A 22,578-nucleotide genomic window follows, 5' to 3' on the forward strand; every position below is an offset into this window, starting at 1 on the left:
CTTTACCCTTTTTGCACGCCTGTTCGCGCTACGGCTGCTTAACTAAGGGAGCCAGCTCTTTTGCCATCAGCTGCGCAATAAAAGATTGCGCATCCGGATTGGGATGAATACCGTCCTGCTGCATCCACTCCGGCTTCAGATAGACCTGCTCCATGAAAAAGGGCACCAGCGGAATATTGTACTGCTGCGCTAAATCAGGATAGATACCGCTGAACGCCTCGGTATAGCGGCGTCCGTAATTGGCCGGCAGCCGAATCTGCATCAGCAGCGGCTTCGCGTTGGCGGCTTTAACATCGTCGATCACTTTACGCAGATTTTGCGCGATATCAGCGGGCGGGAAACCACGCAGACCGTCGTTACCGCCCAATTCGATTAACACCCATTGCGGCTGATGCTGCTTTAATAGCGCCGGCAAACGCGCCAGTCCTTGTGCGGCGGTATCGCCGCTGATGCTGGCGTTGATCACTCTGGGCTGCTGTTGCCACTGCTTATCCAGCAGGCTCGGCCAGGCCGCAGTCGCAGACATCCGATATCCGGCGCTCAGGCTGTCGCCCAGTACCATCAGGGTGTCAGCGGCGGCAAAACGCGACACCAGCAAAAGAATCAATAACAGGAAGGGATAATGCCAGCGGAAAACATTGTTGAAGTTCATCATCTTACTAAATCCGTCGGTCAGGGAGAGCATCAGTTAACCATCCTTACCGGAGTTGAGTTAGTTGTCAAACCAGCCGAGACCATCGCGCTGATCGGCGAGTCGGGCTCCGGTAAGTCAACCCTGCTGGGGATTCTGGCCGGGCTGGACGATGGTAGCAGCGGTGAGGTTCATCTGCTGGGCCAGCCGCTGCACCAGATGAATGAAGAGCAGCGTGCGGCGTTACGCGCTCGCCAGGTCGGGTTTGTCTTTCAGTCTTTTATGCTGGTGCCGACCCTGAATGCGCTGGAAAATGTGCAACTGCCGTCGCTGCTGCGGGGTGACAGCGATCGTCAGAGCCGCGAGCAGGCGCGGGAACTGTTGACGCTGCTCGGGCTGGGTGAGCGTCTGCACCATCTGCCGGCGCAGCTTTCCGGCGGCGAGCAGCAGCGTGTGGCGCTGGCGCGTGCCTTCAGTGGCCGTCCAGGCCTGCTGTTTGCCGATGAGCCGACCGGCAATCTTGACCGCAAAACCGGCGATCGCATCGCCGACCTGCTGTTTTCGCTGAACCGCGATTTTGCCACCACCCTGATTCTGGTCACCCACGATGAGCAACTGGCGGCGCGCTGCGATCGTCGCCTGCGGCTGCGTGACGGTAAATTGTGGGAGGAGCAATGATCTGGCGCTGGTTCTGGCGCGAGTGGCGCTCGCCCTCGCTGTTAATTGTCTGGCTGGCGTTGACGCTGGCGGTGGCCTGCGTGCTGGCGCTGGGGTCGATCAGCGATCGGATGGAGAAAGGCCTCAGCCAGCAGAGCCGTGATTTTATGGCGGGCGACCGGACGCTGCGCAGCAGTGATGCGGCGCCGGAGGCGTGGCTGGAGAAAGCGCGGGAAACCGGGCTGACGGTCAGTCGGCAGCTAACCTTTATGACCATGACCTTTGCCGATCAGACGCCGCAGCTGGCAGCCGTGAAGGCGGTGGATGATCGCTATCCGATGTTTGGCACGTTGCAGACCCAACCCGCGGATCTGAAGCCGCAGGCGGGCACCGCGCTGGCGGCACCGCGGCTGATGGCGTTGCTCAATCTCAAGGTCGGCGATCTGCTTGAGGTGGGCGATACTCAGCTACGGATTGCCGGTGAAGTGATTCAGGAGCCGGACGGCGGTTTTAACCCGTTTGAGATGGCACCGCGGCTGCTGATCAACCTGGCGGACGCGGCAAAAACCGGAGCGATTCAGCCCGGCAGCCGTATCAGCTGGCGCTACAAATTTTCCGGCAAACCGGAGCAACTGGCGCGCTATGACCGCTGGATAGAGCCGCAGATCAAAGCTGACCAGCGCTGGATCAGCGTGGAAAACTCAGAGGATGCGCTGGGACGTTCGATGCAGCGGGCACAACAGTTCCTGCTGTTATCTGCGCTGCTGACCCTGATGCTGGCGATTGCCGCGGTGGCAGTGGCCATGAGCCACTATTGCCGCAGTCGCTACGATCTGGTGGCGGTGCTGAAGACGCTGGGGGCCACTCAGGGGGCGTTGCAGAAGTTGATTATCGGTCAGTGGCTGGCGGTGCTGCTGCTGGCGGCAATAGCAGGCAGCGTGCTGGGCCAGGCGGTTGAAGCGGTACTGATGGCGATGCTGAAACCGGTGCTGCCGGCCAGCTTACCGGCGGCCAGCGTCTGGCCGTGGGTCTGGGCGGTTGGCTCGCTGTTCGTTATCTCGCTGCTGGTGGGGCTGCGGCCTTATCGCCTGCTGCTGGCGACGCAGCCGTTGCGGGTGCTGCGGCGTGATGCGGTCGCTAACCTGTGGCCGCTGAAAATCTATATTCCGCTGATGGCTGCGGTGGTGGTGGGGCTGCTGGCGCTGCTGGTAGGCGGCAGTAAAATGCTGTGGGCGCTGCTGGCAGGCGTGGTGGTGCTGGCCGGACTGCTGTCGCTGCTGGGCTGGGGCACGCTGCTGCTGCTGCGTCGGCTGGTGGTGCGCAACCTGGCATTACGGCTGGCGATCAACCGCCTGCTGCGTCAGCCGGGCATCACGCTGAGTCAGCTCTCCGCCTTTTCGCTGTCGTTTATGCTGCTGGCGCTGCTGCTGGTGATGCGTGGCGATCTGCTGGATCGCTGGCAGCAGCAGCTACCGGCCGACAGTCCGAACTTCTTCCTGCTGAATATGACGGCGGATCAGGTGCCGCAGGTGCGCGATTTCCTGCAGTCTCATCAGATCAAACCCGAAACCTTCTACCCGATAGCGCGGGTGCGGCTCAGCGAACTCAATGGCAAACCGGCCGATCCGACGCGGGATAACGCTCTCAACCGTGAACTTAACCTCACCGCGCTGGCGGAGCGGCCGGATCATAATCCGCTGGTTGCCGGTCGCTGGCCGCCGAAAGCGGGCGAGGTCTCGATGGAGGCGGAGCTGGCGAATCGCTTAGGGTTGAAGCTGGGTGATACCCTGACCTTTGATGGCGATACGCAAAAATTCAGCGCCAGAATCACCAGCCTGCGTAAAGTGGACTGGGAGAGCCTGAAGCCGAATTTCTTCTTTATCTTCCCGCCGGGCGCGCTGGATAGCCAGCCGCAGACCTGGCTCACCAGCTTCCGTATGGAGGCCAATCCGGCATTACTGGCGGAGCTGAACCGTAGCTTCCCGGCGCTGAGTCTGCTGGATATCGGCAGTATCATGCGGCAGATCGGCCAGGTGCTGGCGCAGGTCAGTCAGGCGCTGGAGATTATGGTGATCCTGGTGACCGCCTGCGGCGTGCTGCTGTTGCTGGCGCAGATTCAGGTCGGGATGCGTCAGCGGCGTCAGGAACTGGTGGTGTACCGGACGCTGGGCGCCAGTAAACGGCTGCTGCGCACCACCTTATGGTGCGAGTTTGCCCTGCTTGGCGTGGTTTCCGGGGTCGCCGCGGCGATTGGCGCGGAAGCGGCGCTGTGGGGATTGCAGCGCAAGATTTTTGATTTTCCGTGGCAGCCTGACTGGACGCTGTGGCTGGCGTTACCGCTGTGCGGCGCGTTGTTGTTGTCGCTGTGCGGGGGCTGGCTTGGCGTGCGGTTACTGAAAGGCAAAGCGCTGTTCAGGAAGTTTGATGCGGCATGATGCGGCATAAGGAAGGGCTGAGTTTAACCCTCCTCCAGATCGCATGTCGTCAGCATCCGGTCGTCTTCCCGATCGCAGCCAGAACCAGCAAGCGGGTCACGGGAAACGCAGAGCAATGCGTCACGCCGCCTGGATAAAAACGCCGCAACGTATTGGCCCGGCAACGGGCGCACCTCAGGGATGAGGTGCGCAGTGGTGCGTGCCGGGCTGGCAGGGATGCCGTTTTTGCGTCTTTGCGATCGTTTCCCGTGACCGGCGTCTGCCTCTGACTTAACGCGAACTGCGCCATCGCGCTCAGCCGCCTGATAAAGCCATCAGCAGGCGGTGCGGAGATTACAGTTTCTCAACCGCCCAGGCGATACCGCTGGCGTACTCTTCCGGTAGCTGTGGCACCAGCGCGTTAAGGGCCGCCCTGAGCCGCGCGGTATCACCGTCGGTCAGGTTAAGATGCCCGACCTTACGGCCCGGACGCACCTCTTTGTCATACCAGTGCAGATGCACCAGCGGCTGCTGCAACCAGTCAATGTTCACGGCGGTGCCAATCAGATTGACCATCACCGACGGCGCAAACACCACCGGCTGTGGCAACGGCAGCCCCAGAATTGCCCGCAGATGCAGTTCAAACTGGCTGATCGAGGCGCCATTCTGCGTCCAGTGACCGCTGTTGTGAACGCGCGGCGCCAGTTCATTAATCAGCAGACCGTCCGGCGTGACAAAACACTCCATCGCCATTACGCCGACGTAGTTCAGTTCCTGCATGATGGCGCTCAGCATCGCTTCCGCCTGCTGCTGCCGGGCCTGATCCGCCACCGGCCACGCCACGCTGGTGCGCAGAATGCCATCCTGATGCAGGTTGTGGGTCAGCGGATAGAACACCGTGCCACCATCGTGACCGCGCGCACCGACCAGCGACACTTCGCCGGAGAAATTAATTCCCTGTTCGACGATGCATTCGCCATAGCACTCTTCCGGCAACGCATCGGTTTCACCGGCGCGCAGACGCCACTGGCCGCGACCGTCATAGCCGCCGGTGCGACGTTTCACAATCGCCAGTTCGCCGAGCGAGTCAAACACTGACGGCCATTCGCTTTGGTCGGCCAGCAACTGCCAAGGCGCAGTCGCAAGATGGAGCTGATCCAGCAGCTGTTTCTGAGTAAAGCGATCGGCCAGACGCGGAAAAATCTCGCGGTTCACAAACGCCGGGTGGCTCGCCAGTTCACGCGTCAGCGCGGTTTCCGGCCAGCGCTCGATTTCGGCGGTGATGACGCTGTCGGCCATCGGCAGGGCAGCCGGATCGGCATCCAGACCCACCGGATAGACCGCAATCCCCAGCGGTTCACCCGCCTGACGCAGCATACGGCCTAACTGACCGTTACCGAGTACGCAAACCGGCTTCATGCGTCCTCCCGCGGATCGGGATGATTCAGCACCTCATCGGTCTGGCTCTGACGCCAGTTCGCCAGCCGTGATGCCAGCGCGCCGTCGTGAATCGCCAGAATCTGCGCCGCCAGCAGTGCGGCATTGGCGGCACCGGCTTTGCCGATCGCCAGCGTACCGACCGGAATCCCGCGCGGCATCTGCACAATCGAATAGAGGCTATCGACGCCGCTCAGCGCGGCGCTCTGTACCGGCACGCCCAGTACCGGCAGCAGGGTTTTAGCCGCCAGCATACCCGGCAGATGTGCCGCGCCACCCGCGCCAGCAATAATGACCTGAAAACCCTGGTCAGCAGCGGTTTCGGCAAAGCTGAACAGTTTATCGGGCGTACGGTGTGCGGAGACCACTTCAACATGGAAGGGCACGTCCAGGCTGGTAAGGATTTCCGCAGTGAACTGCATGGTGGACCAGTCACTTTTAGAACCCATAACAATCGCGATGCGGGCCGGGGCGGCGTTGGATGACATGCGGTCAACTCCTGTGAATGAACAAACAGACCTGGCCGGGCGGACAGGTTTTGAAGGGCACAGAGAATAGCATGAGAAGCGAGCAAGGAAAACGGTTGCGTCGGGCGAAAGGGGCGGATTTTCCCGACGATTAAAAGTCGAAATCGATCAGCTGAATGCCGCTGGCGTCGAGCTGAATCATCGATCCCCGGCTGTGCCAGGCACCCAGTACCGCGCGCTGCGCGGTTTCATCCTGTAGCGTCAGCTGATGAATGGCCGGACGGTGGGTATGGCCGTGGATCAGCAGACGTACCTGCTGGCGCAGCATAGTGGCGGTGACCGCCTCGTGGTTCACATCCATGATGGAGATGGATTTATGCTGATTGGCCTGTTTGCTGTCGGCACGCATCCGGGCGGCGATGCGTTTACGCAGCGACAGTGGCAGCGCAAGAAACAGCCGCTGAATCCACCGGTTATGGACTTTAGCGCGAAAACGCAGATAGCCGGCGTCGTCGGTGCAGAGCGTATCGCCGTGCATGATCAGCAGGCGGTGGCCGTAGAGCGTCAGAACCTGTTCTTCAGGCAGCAGCGTCATCCCGCTGGCGCGGGCGAAGCGCTGACCGATCAGGAAATCGCGATTGCCATGAATAAAGTAGATCGGAACGGAGAGGGCGCGCAGGGCGCTGGCGACCTGCTGATGCAGCGGATTCGGATCGTCGTCACCAATCCAGGCTTCAAACAGATCGCCAAGAATATAGAGCGCGTCGCAGTGTGGCGCTTCGCGCTGTAAAAAATGCAGAAAACCGGCGGTGATCGCCGGTTCTTCCTGACACAGATGGAGGTCTGCGATAAACAGGGTACGCGACATTACTCGCTGACGGTCACTTTCTGGATGATTACGTCATCTTTCGGCACATCCTGGTGCATGCCGCTGCGGCCAGTAGAAACGCCCTTGATTTTCTCGACCACATCCATGCCTTCAACCACTTCGGCGAATACACAATAACCCCAGCCCTGGACGCTTTCGTCACGGAAGTTCAGGAAGTCATTGTCAGCCACGTTGATGAAAAACTGTGCGGTCGCAGAGTGCGGCGCTGAGGTACGTGCCATGGCCAGCGTACCTTTGGTGTTTTTCAGGCCATTGTTGGCTTCGTTCTGGATTTCATCTTTGGTGGCTTTCTGCTTCATGCCCGGCTCGAAGCCGCCGCCCTGAATCATAAAACCATTGATCACCCGGTGGAAAATGGTGTTGTCGTAGAAACCTTCACGGCAGTAATCCAGGAAGTTCTTTACGGTTGCCGGCGCTTTATCATCGAAGGTTTTGATTACGATATCGCCATGGTTCGTCTGGAAAGTTACCATTATTGTCGTCCTGTAAAGGTTGTCGTCAGTTGCTGAGGCCGCTTTATCGGTTGGCGTGCCTCTTTTTGTCGACCGTTCTTATATCATAATTTCTGCTGACGCGTCAGCAGCGCGGCGCAGTTGGCTTGCTTTGCGTCGCGCGAGCGATAAAAATACGGCACAATGTCTGGATACTTAAAAGTGTCAACCACACGCCAATACGGAACCGTTCAATGCTTAAGATTTATAACACCCTGAGTCGACAGAAAGAGGAATTCAGACCCATTCATGCCGGTAAGATCGGGATGTATGTTTGCGGCATCACGGTGTATGACCTCTGTCACATTGGTCATGGGCGGACGTTCGTGGCGTTTGACGTGGTGGCACGCTATCTGCGTTACCTCGGCTACCAGCTGGACTACGTGCGTAACATCACCGACATCGACGATAAAATTATCAAGCGTGCCAATGAAAACGGCGAGAGCATCGAAACCCTGACCAACCGGATGATTGGTGAGATGCACAACGATTTCGCTGCGCTGGGCATTCTGCCGCCCGATCAGGAGCCGCGCGCCACGCGCCACATCGCGGAGATCATTGAGCTGGTGGAAACACTGATCGCTCGCGGTCACGCTTATGTGGCGGACAATGGCGACGTGATGTTTGATGTGCTTAGCGATACCGATTACGGCGCGCTGTCCCGTCAGGATCTGGAGCAGCTGCAGGCGGGCGCGCGGGTTGAAGTCGCCGACGTGAAGCGCAACCCGATGGACTTCGTGCTGTGGAAAATGTCCAAAGCGGATGAGCCAGCCTGGTCATCGCCGTGGGGCAATGGTCGTCCCGGCTGGCACATCGAGTGCTCGGCAATGAACTGCAAACAGCTCGGCACCCATTTCGATATCCACGGCGGCGGCTCCGATCTGATGTTCCCGCACCATGAAAACGAGATCGCTCAGTCGAGCTGCGCCCATGACGGCCCTTACGTCAACTACTGGATGCACTCCGGCATGGTGATGGTTGACCGCGAGAAGATGTCGAAATCGCTTGGCAACTTCTTCACGGTGCGTGACGTGCTGCAACATTATGATGCTGAAACCGTGCGTTACTTCCTGATGTCCGGTCACTATCGCAGCCAGCTGAACTACGGCGAAGATAACCTGAATCAGGCGCGTGCGGCGCTGGAGCGTCTCTACACCGCGCTGCGCCACACCGACAGCAGCGTACCTGCCCAGGGCGGCGAAGCGTTTGAAACACGTTTCCGCACCGCCATGGATGATGACTTCAACACGCCGGAAGCCTATTCGGTGCTGTTTGATATGGCGCGTGAAGTCAATCGCCTGAAAAGTGAAGATCGTGACGCAGCGAATGGCCTGGCGGCGAAGCTGCGTGAAATCGCCAACGTGCTGGGCATCCTGCAACAGGACCCGGAGCAGTTCCTGCAAAGTGGCGCGCAGGTGAATGATGAAGAAGTCGCAGAGATTGAACATTGGGTGAAAGCGCGTGCCGATGCGCGTGCCGCCAAAGACTGGGCGCAGGCGGATATCGCCCGCGACAAGCTCAACGCGCTCGGCGTGATCGTTGAAGATGGACCGCAGGGGTCCAGCTGGCGCCGCAAATAAACCGGAGAGGGCGAGCAATCGCCTTTTTTTATGGCGATTGAACAGATTCAGATACGCGGCTTTCGATCGATTCGTGATCTGACGCTGCCGCTGCAGCAGCTCAATGTGGTCAGCGGCCCTAACGGCTGCGGTAAATCCAACCTCTATAAAGCGGTGCGGCTGCTGCATGAGGCGGCCAGCGGGCGTCTGGCGCTGGCGCTGGCTGACGAAGGCGGCATTCAGAAAGCGATGTGGGCCGGTGGCTTACGCCGGGGCGATCGCCGACACGATCCAAAGCGGCTGGAGCTGGCGGTGGTGATGGAGGATATGGATTACCAGCTGGAGATTGGCTTTCCCGAACCGCTGGTCACCAGCCTGTTCAATCTCGATCCGTTGGTGAAGCAGGAGCGACTCTGGCTGAGCGGTCAGCAGCGCCGTCCTTCCGCCTGCATTATGCAGCGCGAAAATCAGACCGCCTTTCTGCACAACGTTGAGGGCGAACGCGTCGCCTATCCGGCGGTGCTGCATCCCGAAGAGTCGCTGTTCGGTCAGCTTGGCGAACCCCATCGCTATCCGGAGCTTTCGCAGCTGCGTGAACGTCTGCAGCAGTGGCGTTTCTATCATGAGTTCGCGGTCTGGCCTGGCTCACCGATACGTGCGCCGCAGATTGGCGTCCGGGCCCCGGTGCTGGCGCATGACGGCAGTAATCTGGCGGCGGCGTGGGCGACCATTGTGGAGCGCGGCCATTCAGAGCTGTTGTTTGAGGTGATGGCGCAGGCCTTTCCCGACAGCCAGTTTGAGGTGGAGGTCCAGAACGGTCGTTTTCAGATGCTGATGTCGCGACGTGGCATTCTGCGCCCGCTGGAAAGCGCTGAGTTTTCTGACGGTACGCTACGGTTTCTCTGTCTGGTGGTGGCGCTGCTCAGCCCGCGTCCACCCGCCTTTATGGCGCTGAATGAGCCGGAGAACAGCCTGCATGAAGATCTGCTGCCGGCGCTGGCACGCTTAATCGCTGAAGCCAGTGAGTTCAGTCAGCTCTGGATCACCAGCCATTCGCCCCTGCTCGCGACGTTGATTGCGCAGCACACGGCGGTGAATCATATTGCGCTGGAACAGCGGGAAGGGGAGACGCGGGTGAAGGGGGAGACGTTGTTGTAACAGCGTCCCCGCAGGGACGCCGGAGGTTTACGCGACCACAGTAATGCGGAAACCTGAAAATTCTACGGTCTGACCGGCTACGATTTTGCAGCGTTTACGCGTTTCCACCGCGCCATCGACCTTCACTTCACCCTCGGCAATCACGACTTTAGCCTGTGCGCCGCTCTGAACCCAGCCTTCCAGTTTCAGCAGATCACACAGATCGACGTGCGGGAATTTTCCCAGCGAAAAAGTTGCCATTTATTCTACCTCTCCATCATGAAACTCTTCACACGCCTGCAGCGTGTTTTGAATCAGGGTTGCAACGGTCATCGGTCCGACACCGCCTGGTACCGGCGTGATATAGGCCGCGCGCTGTGACGCGGAATCAAAATCGACGTCGCCAACCACTTTGCCGCTTTCCAGCCGGTTAATGCCGACATCAATCACAATAGCGCCCGGCTTAATCCAGTCGCCCGGAATAAAGCCCGGTTTACCGACCGCAACCACCAGCAGATCGGCATGTTCAACGTGATGACGCAGATCTTTGGTAAAACGGTGGGTAACGGTGGTGGTACAGCCCGCCAGCAGCAGTTCCATACTCATTGGCCGGCCAACGATGTTGGACGCGCCAACCACCACGGCGTTCAGGCCGTAGGTGTCGATGTTGTAGCGTTCCAGCAACGTCACGATACCGCGCGGGGTGCAGGGACGCAGTTTTGGCGCACGCTGGCACAGGCGACCGACGTTATACGGGTGGAAGCCATCGACATCTTTATCGGGCGTGATGCGCTCCAGCACTTTGACGTTGTCGATGCCGGCGGGCAGCGGCAGCTGCACCAGAATGCCATCAATGTCGTTGTCCTGATTGAGCTGGTCGATCAGCTCCAGCAGCTCCGCTTCGCGGGTGGTGGCGGGCAGATCGTAGGAGCGGGAGAGGAAACCGACCTCTTCACAGGCGCGGCGTTTGCTGGCCACATAAATCTGCGATGCCGGGTTTTCACCCACCAGAACCACTGCCAGACCCGGCGCACGTTTGCCGGCCGCCAGACGCTGCTTCACTTTTTCCGCAACCTCAAGGCGCACCTGCTGCGCAATCGTTTTACCGTCAATAATTTTTGCTGCCATCAGAGAGGAAATCCACTGTGTTGTGTTGAATCGGGGGAAGGGGGCTATTTTGTCAGAAGCGTGGCGCGCTGTCAGTTACAGTTTCAGACGCGTACGCGCTTTCCGGCTTTTTCGTCGCGACGAGTGCCGGCCTGCATGCGTATGATATCTGCAGGACAATCAGGGGACGATGTAATGATTTGGATAATGCTTGCTACTCTGGCGGTGGTGTTTGTCGCTGGATTTCAGCTGCTCACCGCTGGCTCACGTCACGCCGCTCAGCGGCTCAGCAAACGGCTGCAGCTGCCACCGGTACAGGTGGAATCAATGATCTCTATGATGGGGAAAGAGGCGGCGAAAGAGTTTACCGACTATCTCAGCAACGATAATGAAACGCATCTGCATAATGGCGCAGCGGTTCTGCTGATCTGGCAGGTGTTGATTGTTGACGGCAGCGAGGAGAACAGCCAGCGCTGGCATGCGATTCTCAGTCGTGCCGGTTTTCCACCGCTTATTAGCCGCCAGCAGCTGCTGCTCGCGCTGGGCTTTCTGCGCCAGCTGGAGCCGGACATCCCGGCGCTACATGCACTTCGTGAGCAATACAATGCGCGTTTCACATCACAAGGGATTGAGCTGGAAGGAGAATTTACCGACAACAGTAAACTCGTGTCGCTCAGCGAATGGCGCAGGCGTCACTGACGGCAATTGGTCATTACCGCAGCAGTTCGCTGCGGAGAAACGGCAAAAACGTTGACGTACCCGCTTCCCGACGTATAATCCGTGCCATCTCCATGCGCCCTTAGCTCAGTTGGATAGAGCACCGGCCTTCTAAGCCGTAGGTCACAGGTTCGAATCCTGTAGGGCGTACCAAATAAAATCAACGAGTAATCACCTCCCTCCGACGACCAGATTTTCCACATGGGACAGATGTGGGACGCGACTGCCAAAAATCGCATCAATTTGCCGTGCATGCTCCGTTAAGTGATTAGGTGCAAGGTGTGCATATCGCTGGACCATTTCAATACTTTCCCAGCCGCCCATTTCCTGCAGCGCAGATAACGGAACACCAGCCTGAATTAACCAGCTCGCCCATGTATGCCGCAAGTCGTGAAACCGGAAATCCTCAATACCGGCTCGTTTCAGTGCTGCGCGCCACGCAGTGTTTGAATTGACCCGCATCTTCCTGACGCTGGCTGTTGTGGTCCCGTCGTTCCTCTTCACTGATTCGGTATGAACAAATACCCAATTGTTGTGCCGGCCAATCTGTCGCCTCAGGACTGATTCGGCCATTTCATTCTGCGCCACGCCAATAGCTCTGCCTGACTTGCTTTCTTCCGGATAAATCCACGCCACCTTTCGCTGCAGGTCAATCTGCTGCCACTTGAGGTCAACGATGCTTGAACGGCGCAATCCTGTCTCCAGCGCAAACTCTACGGTAGACTTCAGAGGTTCGGGACATTCATCAATCAGTCGCTTTGCCTCAGCGGGTTCGAGCCACCGTACCCGCTTATTTCTTTCCTGCGGCACTTTGATGACCGGCGACTTCTCGATCCATTTCCATTCCCGTTCCGCTGCACGCATTATCGCTTTCATTAATGCCAGGTGCTTAGCTTTGGTTGAGGTGGAAACGGCAGCCGGTTTGTACTCCCCGATATCCAGCCCCTTCTTCGCCATTGATACGGCGCGCTGCTCCCTTCTCTCTTTTGCTTTGCGGTTAGTCAGCCTGCTGACTGCGGCATAAATCTTCGCCTCGCTGATATCCTTCAGCAATACGCCTTCAAAGTGCATGAGCCAGAATCCGATCCTGCCCTTATCTGCATCGAGCGATCTCTTGTGCGCCTTTTCTTCCAGCCAGCGCAGGCAAGCCTCTTCAAAGGTTACGTCGGGAAAATCACCCAGGCGATCTATTCGCCATAACTCAGCCTTTCTCCGATCGTGCAGCTCCTGTGCTTGCTTTCGGTCCTCTGTGCCAAGAGATTCTTTAATGCGCTTCCCGCCTGGCGTTCTCTTCCTCAAGCGACTTCAGGCGTTTAACCTCGGGCACCTCCATACCGCCATACTTCTTACGCCAGGTGTAAAAGGTGGCGTCGGAAATGGCGTGCTTACGGCAGAGCTCACGGGCAGAAACCCCGGCTTCAGCTCGCGGAGGATACTTATGATCTGTTCGTCGGAAAAACGCTTCTTCATGGGGATGTCCTCATGTGGCTTATGAAGACATTACTAACATCGCGGTGTATTAATCAACGGGGGGCAGGTCAATCTGGGGATTGGTAGCGTCAAGGTCACGGTCCGCTAGAATACAACCGCGATGGGTGACGAGTTAGTAGGTCAGGTTTAATCAGTAAAACCGCGCAAGACAACGTGTTGGTATAATCGTTAGTGTAATTTTTTTCGAAAATTATTTTATGCTTTTTGTCAATTGGTTAGGGTATTAATTTGAATCCTGTAGACACCAGGTTCAAGTCAAGAGATGTTAATCAACGCCTTTTTATGCATGAAATTTAATGAAATTGCTGCACTTCAGTTCTCGACACTAAACATAAATCTAACTATAAATATCCTGCCAAAACGACCCATATACTGTTAGAGATCTTCCGACATACTGATTATGTCCCTTCAGAAGATCGCCATGCGTAAGATCCGATTCACCGAACACCAGATCATTGCCGTTCTGAAGTCTTTCGAAGCCGGACGGATCGTCCATTAGCCTAACAATGCCGCCCAATTCGAGCCATGCCTAAGCTTACTGTTATGTAAATATCTCCCCTAAACAAACCATTCGCTTAATCGGCATTCAGTATCGCACTGATTTTACCTAAAAAAACCGCGTGCCAAAATCAGTTAACCACAACAATTCCTCACCCTGACATCAGCAATAATCGATATCACGATATTGTTTCCATTCCTCCTCCTCGATAAGCTGGTGACACACTGCCAGATTAAGCTCAACAAAACCTTCCCAGGTGTAGAGTTGGGAGTAATGACGTTCAAATTGCAGATCGACCCGACAAATATCCGGACGATCGTTGTATATGCTGCAACCTTTACTGGCTGCGTCATAATGTAAGCATGTGCCGTCACCACGATCCAGAGAACGCGTTTCTTCTGCCAGACTCACGCGCTGGCAACAAAGACCGCACTGAACGCATGGGAATGGTGAAAGGTTGCTATAGCAGGACATTTTCATCACTCGTTATTAGGCCCGCGAATATACGCGAGCCTGGTTTTAACTTACGCGGCAACATCATCCAGATTGTCTTTTTTACCTTCGGCAACGGCTGCAATATCAATAATCCGTCGTTCAGTGGAAAGCACTAGATTTCCCTCTTGATCAAGGATCGGGGTATCAATCATGGCTTTCAATAATTGCGCGTACTTAACTGACATAAATACGGCTTCTTTGCTCTCCTGCGGGAAGTCACGGAAGTTTTCACCGTGGCTTTTTAGGGCGTTCTTCATGACGTGAACGCTACCGCGAAGGCGACCACTCGTCAGAGAGAAGGCATTATTTGCCAGCGTCGTGACCTTTTCGATAGTCTGGAGTTTACCCACCATTAATGCGCCCTGGTCGCGGATCGTTTTTGCCTGTTCCAGGTTACTGTGTGCGTTGTTTAGCGCTTCTTCACCCTTATTGCCCAGAATATGGCCGAAAATAGCCAGAGCCGGGCCTGCAACAATTCCGCCCAACACCATCATTCCACCAGCCATGCCAAAACCACCTGTTGCCAGTGAACCGCCGCCAAGCCATGCCAGCGTGGCATTGGTTGCTGCTACGCCAGACAGAGAGGAGATCGCCGTTCCTGTGCTTGCCGTTGCCAGCAGCATCGTGCCGTTATAGGCACCAAATGCCAGCGCTGCACCGCTTCCCATTCCCGCGCCAATACCCAGACCGGCATCTTTCAGCATCTGATAATCCTGCTTCAGGCCCGACAAGGTTGAGCTGGTAAAATCACCCGCGTTGAGTTTTTCCAGCTCAGCGCTGTTAGCCAGTTCGACGTTTTTAAGGCGGCCGAAGTTAACGATAAAATCATTAATGATGCCGTTGAACGCACGAAGCTTGCGCTGACCATAGTCTTCAATGATTTTATTGGTGGCTTCACGGCTGGACTCAATTTGAGCGCTTGCGTTATCAACCATGCTCTGTGCGTTTTCATTGATGTTTTTTGCATTGTTGTGGTCTTTTGCACCACCAGCACCTTTAGCAATACCGTAAATCCCTGCGGCAGCTGCTACCGCACCGATAATAATTGGAATAGGCATGTCATAACTCCTTTATTCAAGAATCAGGGCGAGTAATTTACTTATTTCATTGTTTAACGACTCAGCATGATCCAGCAGATCTTTAAAAATAAAGTCCGGAATTTTTAATGTAAGCTGAATTTCTTTCAGCAACATCCATTCAATGCTGGAAATGTGGCCATCTCGTAGCGCGACCAAAAAAAGCTGGAAAATAATGACTTTTGGCGTCGTGATATTCTCCATTGTTTGATGCTCGAGCAGAGTTTTTAATACTGAGGTTGCAGCCTGAATACGAGTTTCAGGCGTATCAATGATGGAAAGTGGATAGGTCTTCAGTTTCTCAATGAGTTTTTTTTCAGCAGAAATGCTGAAGAATCCATCAAAGACTCCCGAAGCAGAAAAGCCTGGCGAGTGCTGTTCCATCTCTTTCAGTAACTCAGTTTCCAGAGCATCCTTCTGGATTGTCAAATTATTCAGGTCAGAGTCCGACCTCAGTTCATCCTTCGTTTTTCCATCCCAAAGCAATGGGTTGTCGGACAATGCAAGAAGTCTGGCAAGCTCAATGAGCAGTGCCTTTTTATCAGCAGGCAGCATTTTAATTAGCATGGTGATCCTGTTCCCTTTCACAACATTAAAGGTTTATCTGAGTTCATAAAATCTTCGAACTCAGACATGGTCTGGAACTGAAGTTGGATGCCGAGCAAAGTGGCAAAATCATTAACCGCAAATGCGAGGTCATTAATATTATCGGTGTCTTCAGAAATGGCTTTAAAGAGACGGTGTGTATCTTTATGAAGCTGTGGAATTTCCCTAGCCATAAATTCATCAAGCAACGCCTGCTGCTGTGCGATACAAGCACGGGCTTCAGTCTCAACAGCGCTGATTTGTGCCAAACGTTTACGCGAGAGTGCCGCCCCACGAGCTGCTTCAAGAGCGCTTTGATAAAACATGGATGAAAGCGTGTAACCAATCATGCCGCCAATCGCCGCCCCGACCACCGGAATGGGTATAGCTATTTGCCCGAGTGCCGCCATCATCCCACTGGAAAACATTCCGGCACCTTTTTCACCGATCTCATGCAGCAATTGAGCTTCATCAATTTCATTATTGACGTAACGCTTGATGGAGACTCCCAGCGACAAGCAGATATTGACCACCAGCGCGGGGGCTGATGTTCCAGCTATGGCTTGCAGTGCCTGCCTTTCTGACTGTTGTAAACCCGCCTTTATTGCTGAACCCGCGAATGCTGTGCCATAACCCAGCGCTGCTGCTTTAGCGGTATCAACAACTGTATCTTCAGCGGCTTCACCTAGCGTTTTCTTTTGTTGCGCTACATTAAAGATGTTGACGACCAGTGAAATCGCACTGCCAACAGCCGCCCCTGTTTTTGCCCCTTCAATACCCGCGCGGTGGCTGGTGCGTGCAATATCCATTGCAGTTGCGATCTTGGGATGCTCACGGTAGAAAATGGCTTGTTTGGTCGTTAAACCACTGTCACGAACATTACCAGCCAGCTGATCGTAGTTCTCTGCTTCACGGAGAAGTTTATCTGCAACATCCTGCTTTCCGGCAGCCTCAACCTTACTCGCTTGTTCACGCAGGTCTGCGGCTTGTTTACGACAGTGTTCCGCCGCTCCTTCATACTGTTCCGACGGCAACTCCAGCTTAACGCCCCGGTAGCGTGAGAATTTACCGTCATCTTTGGCGATATCTTTTAAAAGTTGGTCACGGTCGCCGACAAATTTCATCTGGCTTTGCGAACCTTCAACAATCACGCCATTCTGAATTTTCACGCGATCGACGACATTATGGTTGCGACCATATTCTTTCAAATCGTCGCTACGGATCGTTCGCACGGTCTCGCCATTAATAATCGCTTCTGCGTTATCACGACTGGTGGTTGCAATTTCCGCAGAGTAACCCGCCTGCTGCTTAATATTCTGTGTCGCGTAATCAGGATTCACTTTATGCTTCGCGATATCCGCCAAACCTTTAGCAAACCGTTGCCCGGTCTCGTTATCAACGCCACGATAGCCTTTAATATATTCGGCGCTTGCACTGCCAAAACGCTTAACGATTTCACCTTCAGCCACAGCGATAACTGTACGGTTCTGATCGCTGTCGATTTGGTCCTTGTCGCGTTGTTGCTTATTATTGTCAGTAGGCGATAACGCGAAATTCTCATTTGATTCCATAATTATTCCCGTGCAGGTCTATGGATTGCCTTTATATTTCCGTGCCGATTTACGCTTCCACAACCGGCTGCCGTTGAACGTTACTGACTGCTTCCCCAAAGGCAGCTAAAAACCACTTCAGCATGGCGCTGTCTACCACCGTGGCGGAGAATTCCAGGCGTTCATTGCCTATTTTCCGATGGGTTTGATCCAGTGAAAGCGGTGATTCAATCAAGTGGAATCCAGCGGTACGGTCAATTTCAAACGTGAGAAATATCTGGTGGCCTTCACCAAATCCGAAGCGCCCATCGTCATCATATTGTTTCAGATTGAATTCGGCTGGACGCTCGAAGGTAAAGGTGCTGACGCTAGCGGATAGAATACGATTGAGCGCCAGACTGCGTTCGTTGTTGTAGCCTTCGAAACGACAGACCAGGTAGAGGCGAGGGCCTTGCTGCGCTAGGCCCAATGGCATCACTGTGTTTTCACTCTCTTTTCCGCTCGCATTGCGATAGGTGATGCGCAATAAACGATTGAGATATAACGCTTCACTAACAGATTCAAACACGCCATCAGCAATCGGTGGCGGCAGTAACGGTTGGCTGGTTGCCACAATGCGTACTTTATCCGGCCACTCTGCTTCGAGACGGGTAGGGCCGTTGTCATGCAAATTACGTTGCGCCTGGGTGAACAACCCGTTCATTGATTTGATTAATCGGGTTGGTAAAATAGGCTTCAGATGTGCTTCTGCCATTGCCAATAGCAGCGATTCTTGCGGCGTCAGCATCGGTAGCGAAACGCCATTAGAATTCTCCAGCCAGCGATAGCCATAGGGACGGCTACGGTTGTCGCACTCGATATCAAAATGGTCGCAAAGCATTTCCAGATTACGCTGAATAGTCCGTAAATCGCGCGAGATTCCCGCATGCAACAATTGCTCGTGCAGTTCTCTTGCTGTGATTTTTCTGCCGCGCGGAATACGACGCAACAGCTCAAGAGCCAGCACGGTAGTTTCAATAGTTTCGGGTCTTTTAGCCATTTTGATCCCCTATCAAATTAATTACTACAGAAAGCCAATCGCTGATTTATTGCGTTTTTTCATCCAGCACTCGTTTTTCAGTGCCGCAACAAAGGCTTCTACTGAACTCACTGGCCTGAATTGATGTTGACGTGCTACCAGCGCAAAATCACCAGGTGTCAGATAGTCCAGTTTTGATACTTCCTCGATGTCACTGAAATGCGGCTCATTAAGCTGTAGCTCACGGCAGTAGAGATTCAGCAATGCCACAGCCTGTTCATCACAGAGATAGTTGAAGCGCACCTTAAAATCGAAACGACGCAGCGCGGCGGCATCCAGCACATCAAATCTGTTCGTAGTGGCGATCAAAATACCTTCAAACTGTGCCATCTGACTCAGCATCTCGTTGGCGCTGCTTACCTGCCAGGGGTACTGAAATTCGTCGCGTACGCTGAGAAAACTGTCAATCTCATCAATCAGCAGTAGCGCATTGTCGCGGTACGCCTGATCAAATAGTGCCGCTATGTTCTGTTCACTTTCACCCACGTAACGACCAAAAAGCTGTGAGGCTTTGCGTTCTATTACCATCATATCTAGCTGCTTCGCCAGCCAATATACCCATGCAGTTTTACCTGTGCCCGGTGGGCCATAAAGACAAAAACGAGCTGATTGGCCACGCATCAGAGCTTTTCCAATCTCGCCAAGGGGAACATCACTACTGATAAATGCAGAGTCATAGAGCGCTGATGTTTGGGCAGCAACATGACGTTTTATCGGCATATGTCCTTGTGCCTTTAGGGTGTTATTGATTAAATACATTAAAGTCTCAGGGCGATTTTCTTTGGGTAGATTTTCGCCAATGGCCGCAAGCACGCTTGCCGCCCGGTTAACAACCGCCGGTGCAAGATAAGGCGCTTCAGCTAACTGAGAGATGGCGTCAGGTGCCAGTATCTCGCCGCAGGCTTGTTGTATGATATCTGCCCGCAGCTCACGTGGTGGGGCATTGAGTTCAATTACCATGTCAAAGCGGCGCACCAGAGCCGGATCCATACAGCTGATGTCATTGGCTACCCAGAGAGAGGGGACGACATTCTCTTCCAATAAGCGATTGATCCATGCTTTCGCTAATGGAAGCGGGTTGCTGTTATGTATTCCGGGACTTTCGACAAAAACATCTTCAGCCTCATCGAGTAGAATGAGCGATTTTTCTTCAATGAATAAACGCTGAGCTGCACGCCAGGCACGTAAGCGACGACTTCCGCTGAGTGGGCGCAGGGCTTCATTCTCACTACTAACTTCATAGAGAGAAGTCTGCAACTCTTCGGCGATCAAGCGGCATAGCTGACTTTTACCACTGCCCGGGTGACCATGAATTAGGATGTTTACCCCAACACGATGCGTGTTTAGTGCATGATGCAACCATTGGCGCAGAATACTTACTGCCGGGATGTGAGCATAATTTTCTAACTTCAGTTCGGCTGGTCCACAGCCATTAATCAGGCCTTGCAGGAGTCGCGCTGGGCTAGTCTCACCAGCGTAAAGGCGTTCTGACAATGTTGGCGAGAAAGGCTCAAGTTTGCTGCGTAGCAAATGTGCGCCATTCATTTCAAGACTAATCAGCCCGGTTTTAGTTAAGGTGCTCGTAGGGCCAAGCGCATCGCGTACATCGATCTCGGGTATATCTAAAATTGCCGCCAACACGCGATAAACGTTTGCGGAGGTGAGCGACCCAAGCCATTCCGTGACGTCATCGAGCAGCCGTTCCTGATGTAACTGTAATGTGAATTCCAGTATGGATTTTTCGGCACTGTTTAGGCCAATACGCGTGGAAAATCTGCTCACTGCAGAATGAAAAATAGAATACTGGGTTAGCGAATTATGCTGTTCAGCATCCTGATAATATTTTCGTAACTTATTCAGTAACGAATCTTGATCTTGTTGGGTAAAGTTAAAAGGATGTTCATGGGTGAGATGAAGATAATCAGCCAGCTGCTGATTACTAAATCCATGCTGAGTAATAAACTGTTTATGTGCGCCCAGGCGAAAAAGTATCCGCAAAATCCACTGTTGCATTTTAGTATCCCGATAATTCATTTCAGCGACTTCAGTTAGTTCAGCAGACTTTTCAGTGTTCATATTTATCCCTCGTGAAAATGCTATTTTCATATTACGCTGTGACATTTTGTGTCGCAGGGAGTGAGGGTGATTTTTTAGGGTTTTTTGTTCGCCTGCGGCACAAGTTGTCGCAGGGGTATGAATGGGGTTTTGTGTTGGGAAATAATTATATTAAATTTTCTCTTCTAATTGCCGATAACTCTTTTTCAGCCCTGAGTTAATTGTATTTGTTCGCAAAGTATACGTTTTAATCTGTGAGGAAATGGAAATGCCAAGTAAATCTATACGTTCGATGATTAAAGAGATTAACAATCCGGATGCCGATGGTCACGGGCTTTGGTTGCCAAATATTCAGCGACAATTTGTATGGAACAAGGAGCAGATTGCCAGATTGTGTGACTCAGTGATGCGCCGCTACCCATTATCATCCATGCTATTATGGCGTACGAATGAACCGATCAAGTATCGAAGCTTTATCCAGAACCTTAATGGCGGCAAAGTAGATCTCAAAAGTCATTACCAGCACAATCCAAAGAAATTAAAACGTCTGGTTTTGGATGGGCAGCAACGATTACAAAGTTTTTATCTTGCTCTACAAGGTTGCATCGATAACGAAGTGCTTCATTTGCATGTTTTAAGCGGAGAGCAGGTGAGTTCAGAGGAGATCCGTTATCGGTTTGAGTTTAAAATACCTGCAGAAAAAAACTGGCCGTGGGTACCTCTGGCTAAAATTATTTACTCAGGTAGTCTTCCGGAGGATTTACTTTTTGAACTAGCGGAAGATGAAGTTGCGGCACTCACTGATAATCAACGGCGCCAGGCAATACGTAATTTGAGTCTTGCTCAGCGTGAGTTCGGCAATGATAGCGTTTTGCTTTATCATGAAATTGATAGCACCCAGGATGATAACGCGCTAAAATTTGAAGATGTGGTTGAAGTATTCATTCGCGCTAACTCTGGTGGCACTAAATTAAATAAATCAGATTTGATGTTTACGCTGCTTTCTACGGAGTGGGAAGATGCTGATATCGTATTTGAAGATTTTTTAGATAAAATTAACGATAATGAAAGATTCCAGTTTTCACGCGACTTTCTTATTAAGCTTAGTACAACAGTGCTTGGCTATAATGCGAAGTATGATGTCGATAAACTTCGGGACGACCAGGTTAGGAAGGAAATTAGCGAAAACTGGCCAGATATTGCTAGCGCATTACTTTTTGTTAAAGATGAGATCGTCACCAGTACTTATATCCGTTCTCACAAGGCGTTAACGTCTTATAATGCGCTTATTCCTTTAGTCTATTTGCAATATCACTTTCCCGGACAGTTATCTAAATCAAAAATTCTTCACGAATATTTTGTTCCTGCGCTGTTTTCTGGAGTGTTTTCTGGTCAGCCAGATAGTATTATAGATAAAATGGTTAAATCTATAAAAGAAAATGAAGGGTTTGATATAAAGAAAATCAAATTATTGATTGAAACTTCTAACAAATATTTACATGTTAATGAAAGTCACGTATTAAACTATTGTGGCTATGGATCTGGAAATATTCATTTGCTCTTCAATATTTGGTATGGCAGGGAGTATAGGGCGGGTGGATTCCAGCATGAGCCTCAAATAGATCATATTTTTGCGCGCAGTATACTTAAAGACCAGAAGGAATTGAACGACGCTACAGGACGCGAAGTTCAGCGTTATGGTGCCTGGGAAATAAACCAATTGGCAAATTGTATGTTGCTGCCCGCACATCAAAATGGTGCAGGCGATAAAGGTGATAAATCAGTCGATAAATGGCTGGCTGAGCAATCAGAAGACTTTCTCGATTTGCACTGTATCCCAAAAACAAAAACATTATGGAAAGTCGAAAATTATGAACGCTTTATTGATAAGCGCCAGCAGCTAATCATTAAGCGATGTGAGGAGTTGGGATTACTCAGCTCAGAGGAGTAATGCAACCGGAGCAATTCTGCACAGGATGACAGAGTTGCTTTTAATCTTACATTGCTCACTCTTTTGTATAAGCCTTCTGGCAAGGAGGCCGGTTTCAACTGGCTATGCCTGAAGATAACTGGAACGCGCCACCATCAACGATGACGAGGTTGCGATTATCAGCTGCCGAAAAAGTGACGGATAAAGTGAGAAGAGGTGAGGGAGGGTAAGTGACCGCTGGCCCCTGTTGTTCTGCGCAGACAGGAATAGAAAGAAAATGCCGGGCCAGATCCACCTTTCAGGGAAAATGAAC

Annotated in this window: 20 protein-coding genes, 1 tRNA gene and 1 pseudogene; 7 read left to right on the forward strand and 15 right to left on the reverse strand. The window is 53.2% G+C overall.

The genetic code is table 11. The features are described from left to right. Positions 1-28: 28 nt before the first annotated feature. A complete protein-coding gene (gene tesA, locus WFK59_RS01045; protein ID WP_233985071.1) occupies positions 29-655 on the reverse strand; it encodes a multifunctional acyl-CoA thioesterase I/protease I/lysophospholipase L1 in 627 nt (208 codons plus the stop codon). On the opposite strand from tesA, the gene ybbA reads away from it, so the two are divergent. After that, positions 623-1,309, forward strand: coding sequence for a putative ABC transporter ATP-binding protein YbbA (gene ybbA, locus WFK59_RS01050; RefSeq protein WP_009091595.1), 687 nt, complete (start codon positions 623-625; stop codon positions 1,307-1,309). The two genes, tesA and ybbA, sit on opposite strands and share 33 nt — an antisense overlap. Next, positions 1,306-3,723, forward strand: a complete 2,418-nt coding sequence (gene ybbP / locus WFK59_RS01055) for a putative ABC transporter permease subunit YbbP (protein WP_336754819.1) — start codon at positions 1,306-1,308, stop codon at positions 3,721-3,723. The genes ybbA and ybbP overlap by 4 nt, the downstream gene beginning before the upstream one ends. Before the next feature lie 333 nt (positions 3,724-4,056). Here ybbP and purK read toward each other — a convergent pair whose 3' ends face one another. The 4 genes from purK to ppiB all read right to left on the reverse strand — a co-directional run bounded on the left by purK (position 4,057) and on the right by ppiB (position 6,968). Beyond that, positions 4,057-5,121 carry a 5-(carboxyamino)imidazole ribonucleotide synthase gene (purK, locus tag WFK59_RS01060; RefSeq protein ID WP_233985069.1) on the reverse strand — a complete coding sequence of 355 codons (1,065 nt, stop codon included), beginning with the start codon at positions 5,119-5,121 and terminating at the stop codon, positions 4,057-4,059. After that, on the reverse strand, positions 5,118-5,627 hold the full coding sequence (gene purE / locus WFK59_RS01065) for a 5-(carboxyamino)imidazole ribonucleotide mutase (protein ID WP_233985068.1): 510 nt from the start codon (positions 5,625-5,627) through the stop codon (positions 5,118-5,120). The genes purK and purE overlap by 4 nt, the downstream gene beginning before the upstream one ends. Positions 5,628-5,757: 130 nt before the next feature. Further along, positions 5,758-6,474, reverse strand: a complete 717-nt coding sequence (gene lpxH / locus WFK59_RS01070) for a UDP-2,3-diacylglucosamine diphosphatase (protein ID WP_233985067.1) — start codon at positions 6,472-6,474, stop codon at positions 5,758-5,760. Next, on the reverse strand, positions 6,474-6,968 hold the full coding sequence (ppiB, locus tag WFK59_RS01075; RefSeq protein ID WP_031376072.1) for a peptidylprolyl isomerase B: 495 nt from the start codon (positions 6,966-6,968) through the stop codon (positions 6,474-6,476). The genes lpxH and ppiB overlap by 1 nt, the downstream gene beginning before the upstream one ends. 212 nt (positions 6,969-7,180) lie before the next feature. On the opposite strand from ppiB, the gene cysS reads away from it, so the two are divergent. Further along, on the forward strand, positions 7,181-8,566 hold the full coding sequence (cysS, locus tag WFK59_RS01080; protein ID WP_233985066.1) for a cysteine--tRNA ligase: 1,386 nt from the start codon (positions 7,181-7,183) through the stop codon (positions 8,564-8,566). A gap of 30 nt (positions 8,567-8,596) precedes the next feature. Then, positions 8,597-9,703 carry an AAA family ATPase gene (locus WFK59_RS01085; protein WP_233985065.1) on the forward strand — a complete coding sequence of 369 codons (1,107 nt, stop codon included), beginning with the start codon at positions 8,597-8,599 and terminating at the stop codon, positions 9,701-9,703. Between the two features lie 27 nt (positions 9,704-9,730). Here the strand turns inward: WFK59_RS01085 and ybcJ are convergent, their stop codons facing one another. Together ybcJ and folD are read right to left on the reverse strand one after the other, a co-directional pair. After that, entirely contained in the window at positions 9,731-9,943 is a 213-nt protein-coding gene (gene ybcJ / locus WFK59_RS01090; protein ID WP_031376075.1) for a ribosome-associated protein YbcJ, read from the reverse strand. Continuing rightward, on the reverse strand, positions 9,944-10,810 hold the full coding sequence (gene folD / locus WFK59_RS01095; RefSeq protein ID WP_031376076.1) for a bifunctional methylenetetrahydrofolate dehydrogenase/methenyltetrahydrofolate cyclohydrolase FolD: 867 nt from the start codon (positions 10,808-10,810) through the stop codon (positions 9,944-9,946). 174 nt (positions 10,811-10,984) lie between these two features. Here folD and WFK59_RS01100 point away from each other — a divergent pair, with 174 nt between their 5' ends. Together WFK59_RS01100 and WFK59_RS01105 are read left to right on the forward strand one after the other, a co-directional pair. Beyond that, entirely contained in the window at positions 10,985-11,488 is a 504-nt protein-coding gene (locus WFK59_RS01100; protein ID WP_233985063.1) for a DUF1198 family protein, read from the forward strand. A 94-nt stretch (positions 11,489-11,582) separates the two neighbouring features. Then, a tRNA-Arg gene (locus tag WFK59_RS01105) sits at positions 11,583-11,659 on the forward strand. Between the two features lie 18 nt (positions 11,660-11,677). Here WFK59_RS01105 and WFK59_RS01110 read toward each other — a convergent pair. From WFK59_RS01110 to WFK59_RS01145, 8 genes and pseudogenes are all read right to left on the reverse strand, one after another. After that, positions 11,678-12,805 (reverse strand): tyrosine-type recombinase/integrase, encoded by a 1,128-nt coding sequence (locus WFK59_RS01110; protein ID WP_336754821.1) that lies wholly within the window; start codon positions 12,803-12,805, stop codon positions 11,678-11,680. Further along, positions 12,786-12,976, reverse strand: a pseudogene (locus tag WFK59_RS01115) (transposase); the annotation flags it as partial. The gene WFK59_RS01110 and the pseudogene WFK59_RS01115, both read right to left, overlap by 20 nt. Before the next feature lie 682 nt (positions 12,977-13,658). Beyond that, positions 13,659-13,976 (reverse strand): YkgJ family cysteine cluster protein, encoded by a 318-nt coding sequence (locus WFK59_RS01120; protein ID WP_336754822.1) that lies wholly within the window; start codon positions 13,974-13,976, stop codon positions 13,659-13,661. Positions 13,977-14,020: 44 nt separating this feature from the next. Beyond that, positions 14,021-15,049, reverse strand: coding sequence for a hypothetical protein (locus WFK59_RS01125; RefSeq protein ID WP_336754823.1), 1,029 nt, complete (start codon positions 15,047-15,049; stop codon positions 14,021-14,023). A 12-nt stretch (positions 15,050-15,061) separates the two neighbouring features. Beyond that, positions 15,062-15,634, reverse strand: coding sequence for a hypothetical protein (locus tag WFK59_RS01130; protein ID WP_336754824.1), 573 nt, complete (start codon positions 15,632-15,634; stop codon positions 15,062-15,064). Positions 15,635-15,651: 17 nt separating this feature from the next. Further along, the gene (locus WFK59_RS01135; RefSeq protein ID WP_336754826.1) at positions 15,652-17,223 is read right to left on the reverse strand and encodes a hypothetical protein; all 1,572 of its coding nucleotides are present in this window, start codon (positions 17,221-17,223) and stop codon (positions 15,652-15,654) included. Between the two features lie 49 nt (positions 17,224-17,272). Further along, a complete protein-coding gene (locus WFK59_RS01140) occupies positions 17,273-18,241 on the reverse strand; it encodes a helix-turn-helix transcriptional regulator (RefSeq protein ID WP_336754827.1) in 969 nt (322 codons plus the stop codon). Positions 18,242-18,265: 24 nt separating this feature from the next. Beyond that, positions 18,266-20,401 carry an AAA family ATPase gene (locus WFK59_RS01145; RefSeq protein WP_336754828.1) on the reverse strand — a complete coding sequence of 712 codons (2,136 nt, stop codon included), beginning with the start codon at positions 20,399-20,401 and terminating at the stop codon, positions 18,266-18,268. A 202-nt stretch (positions 20,402-20,603) separates the two neighbouring features. Here WFK59_RS01145 and WFK59_RS01150 point away from each other — a divergent pair, with 202 nt between their 5' ends. Then, positions 20,604-22,286, forward strand: a complete 1,683-nt coding sequence (locus WFK59_RS01150; protein ID WP_336754829.1) for a DUF262 domain-containing protein — start codon at positions 20,604-20,606, stop codon at positions 22,284-22,286. Positions 22,287-22,578 lie beyond the last annotated feature (292 nt).

The sequence above is a fragment of the Pantoea sp. USHLN298 genome, assembly GCF_037149395.1.
Taxonomy (GTDB): domain Bacteria; phylum Pseudomonadota; class Gammaproteobacteria; order Enterobacterales; family Enterobacteriaceae; genus Pantoea; species Pantoea astica.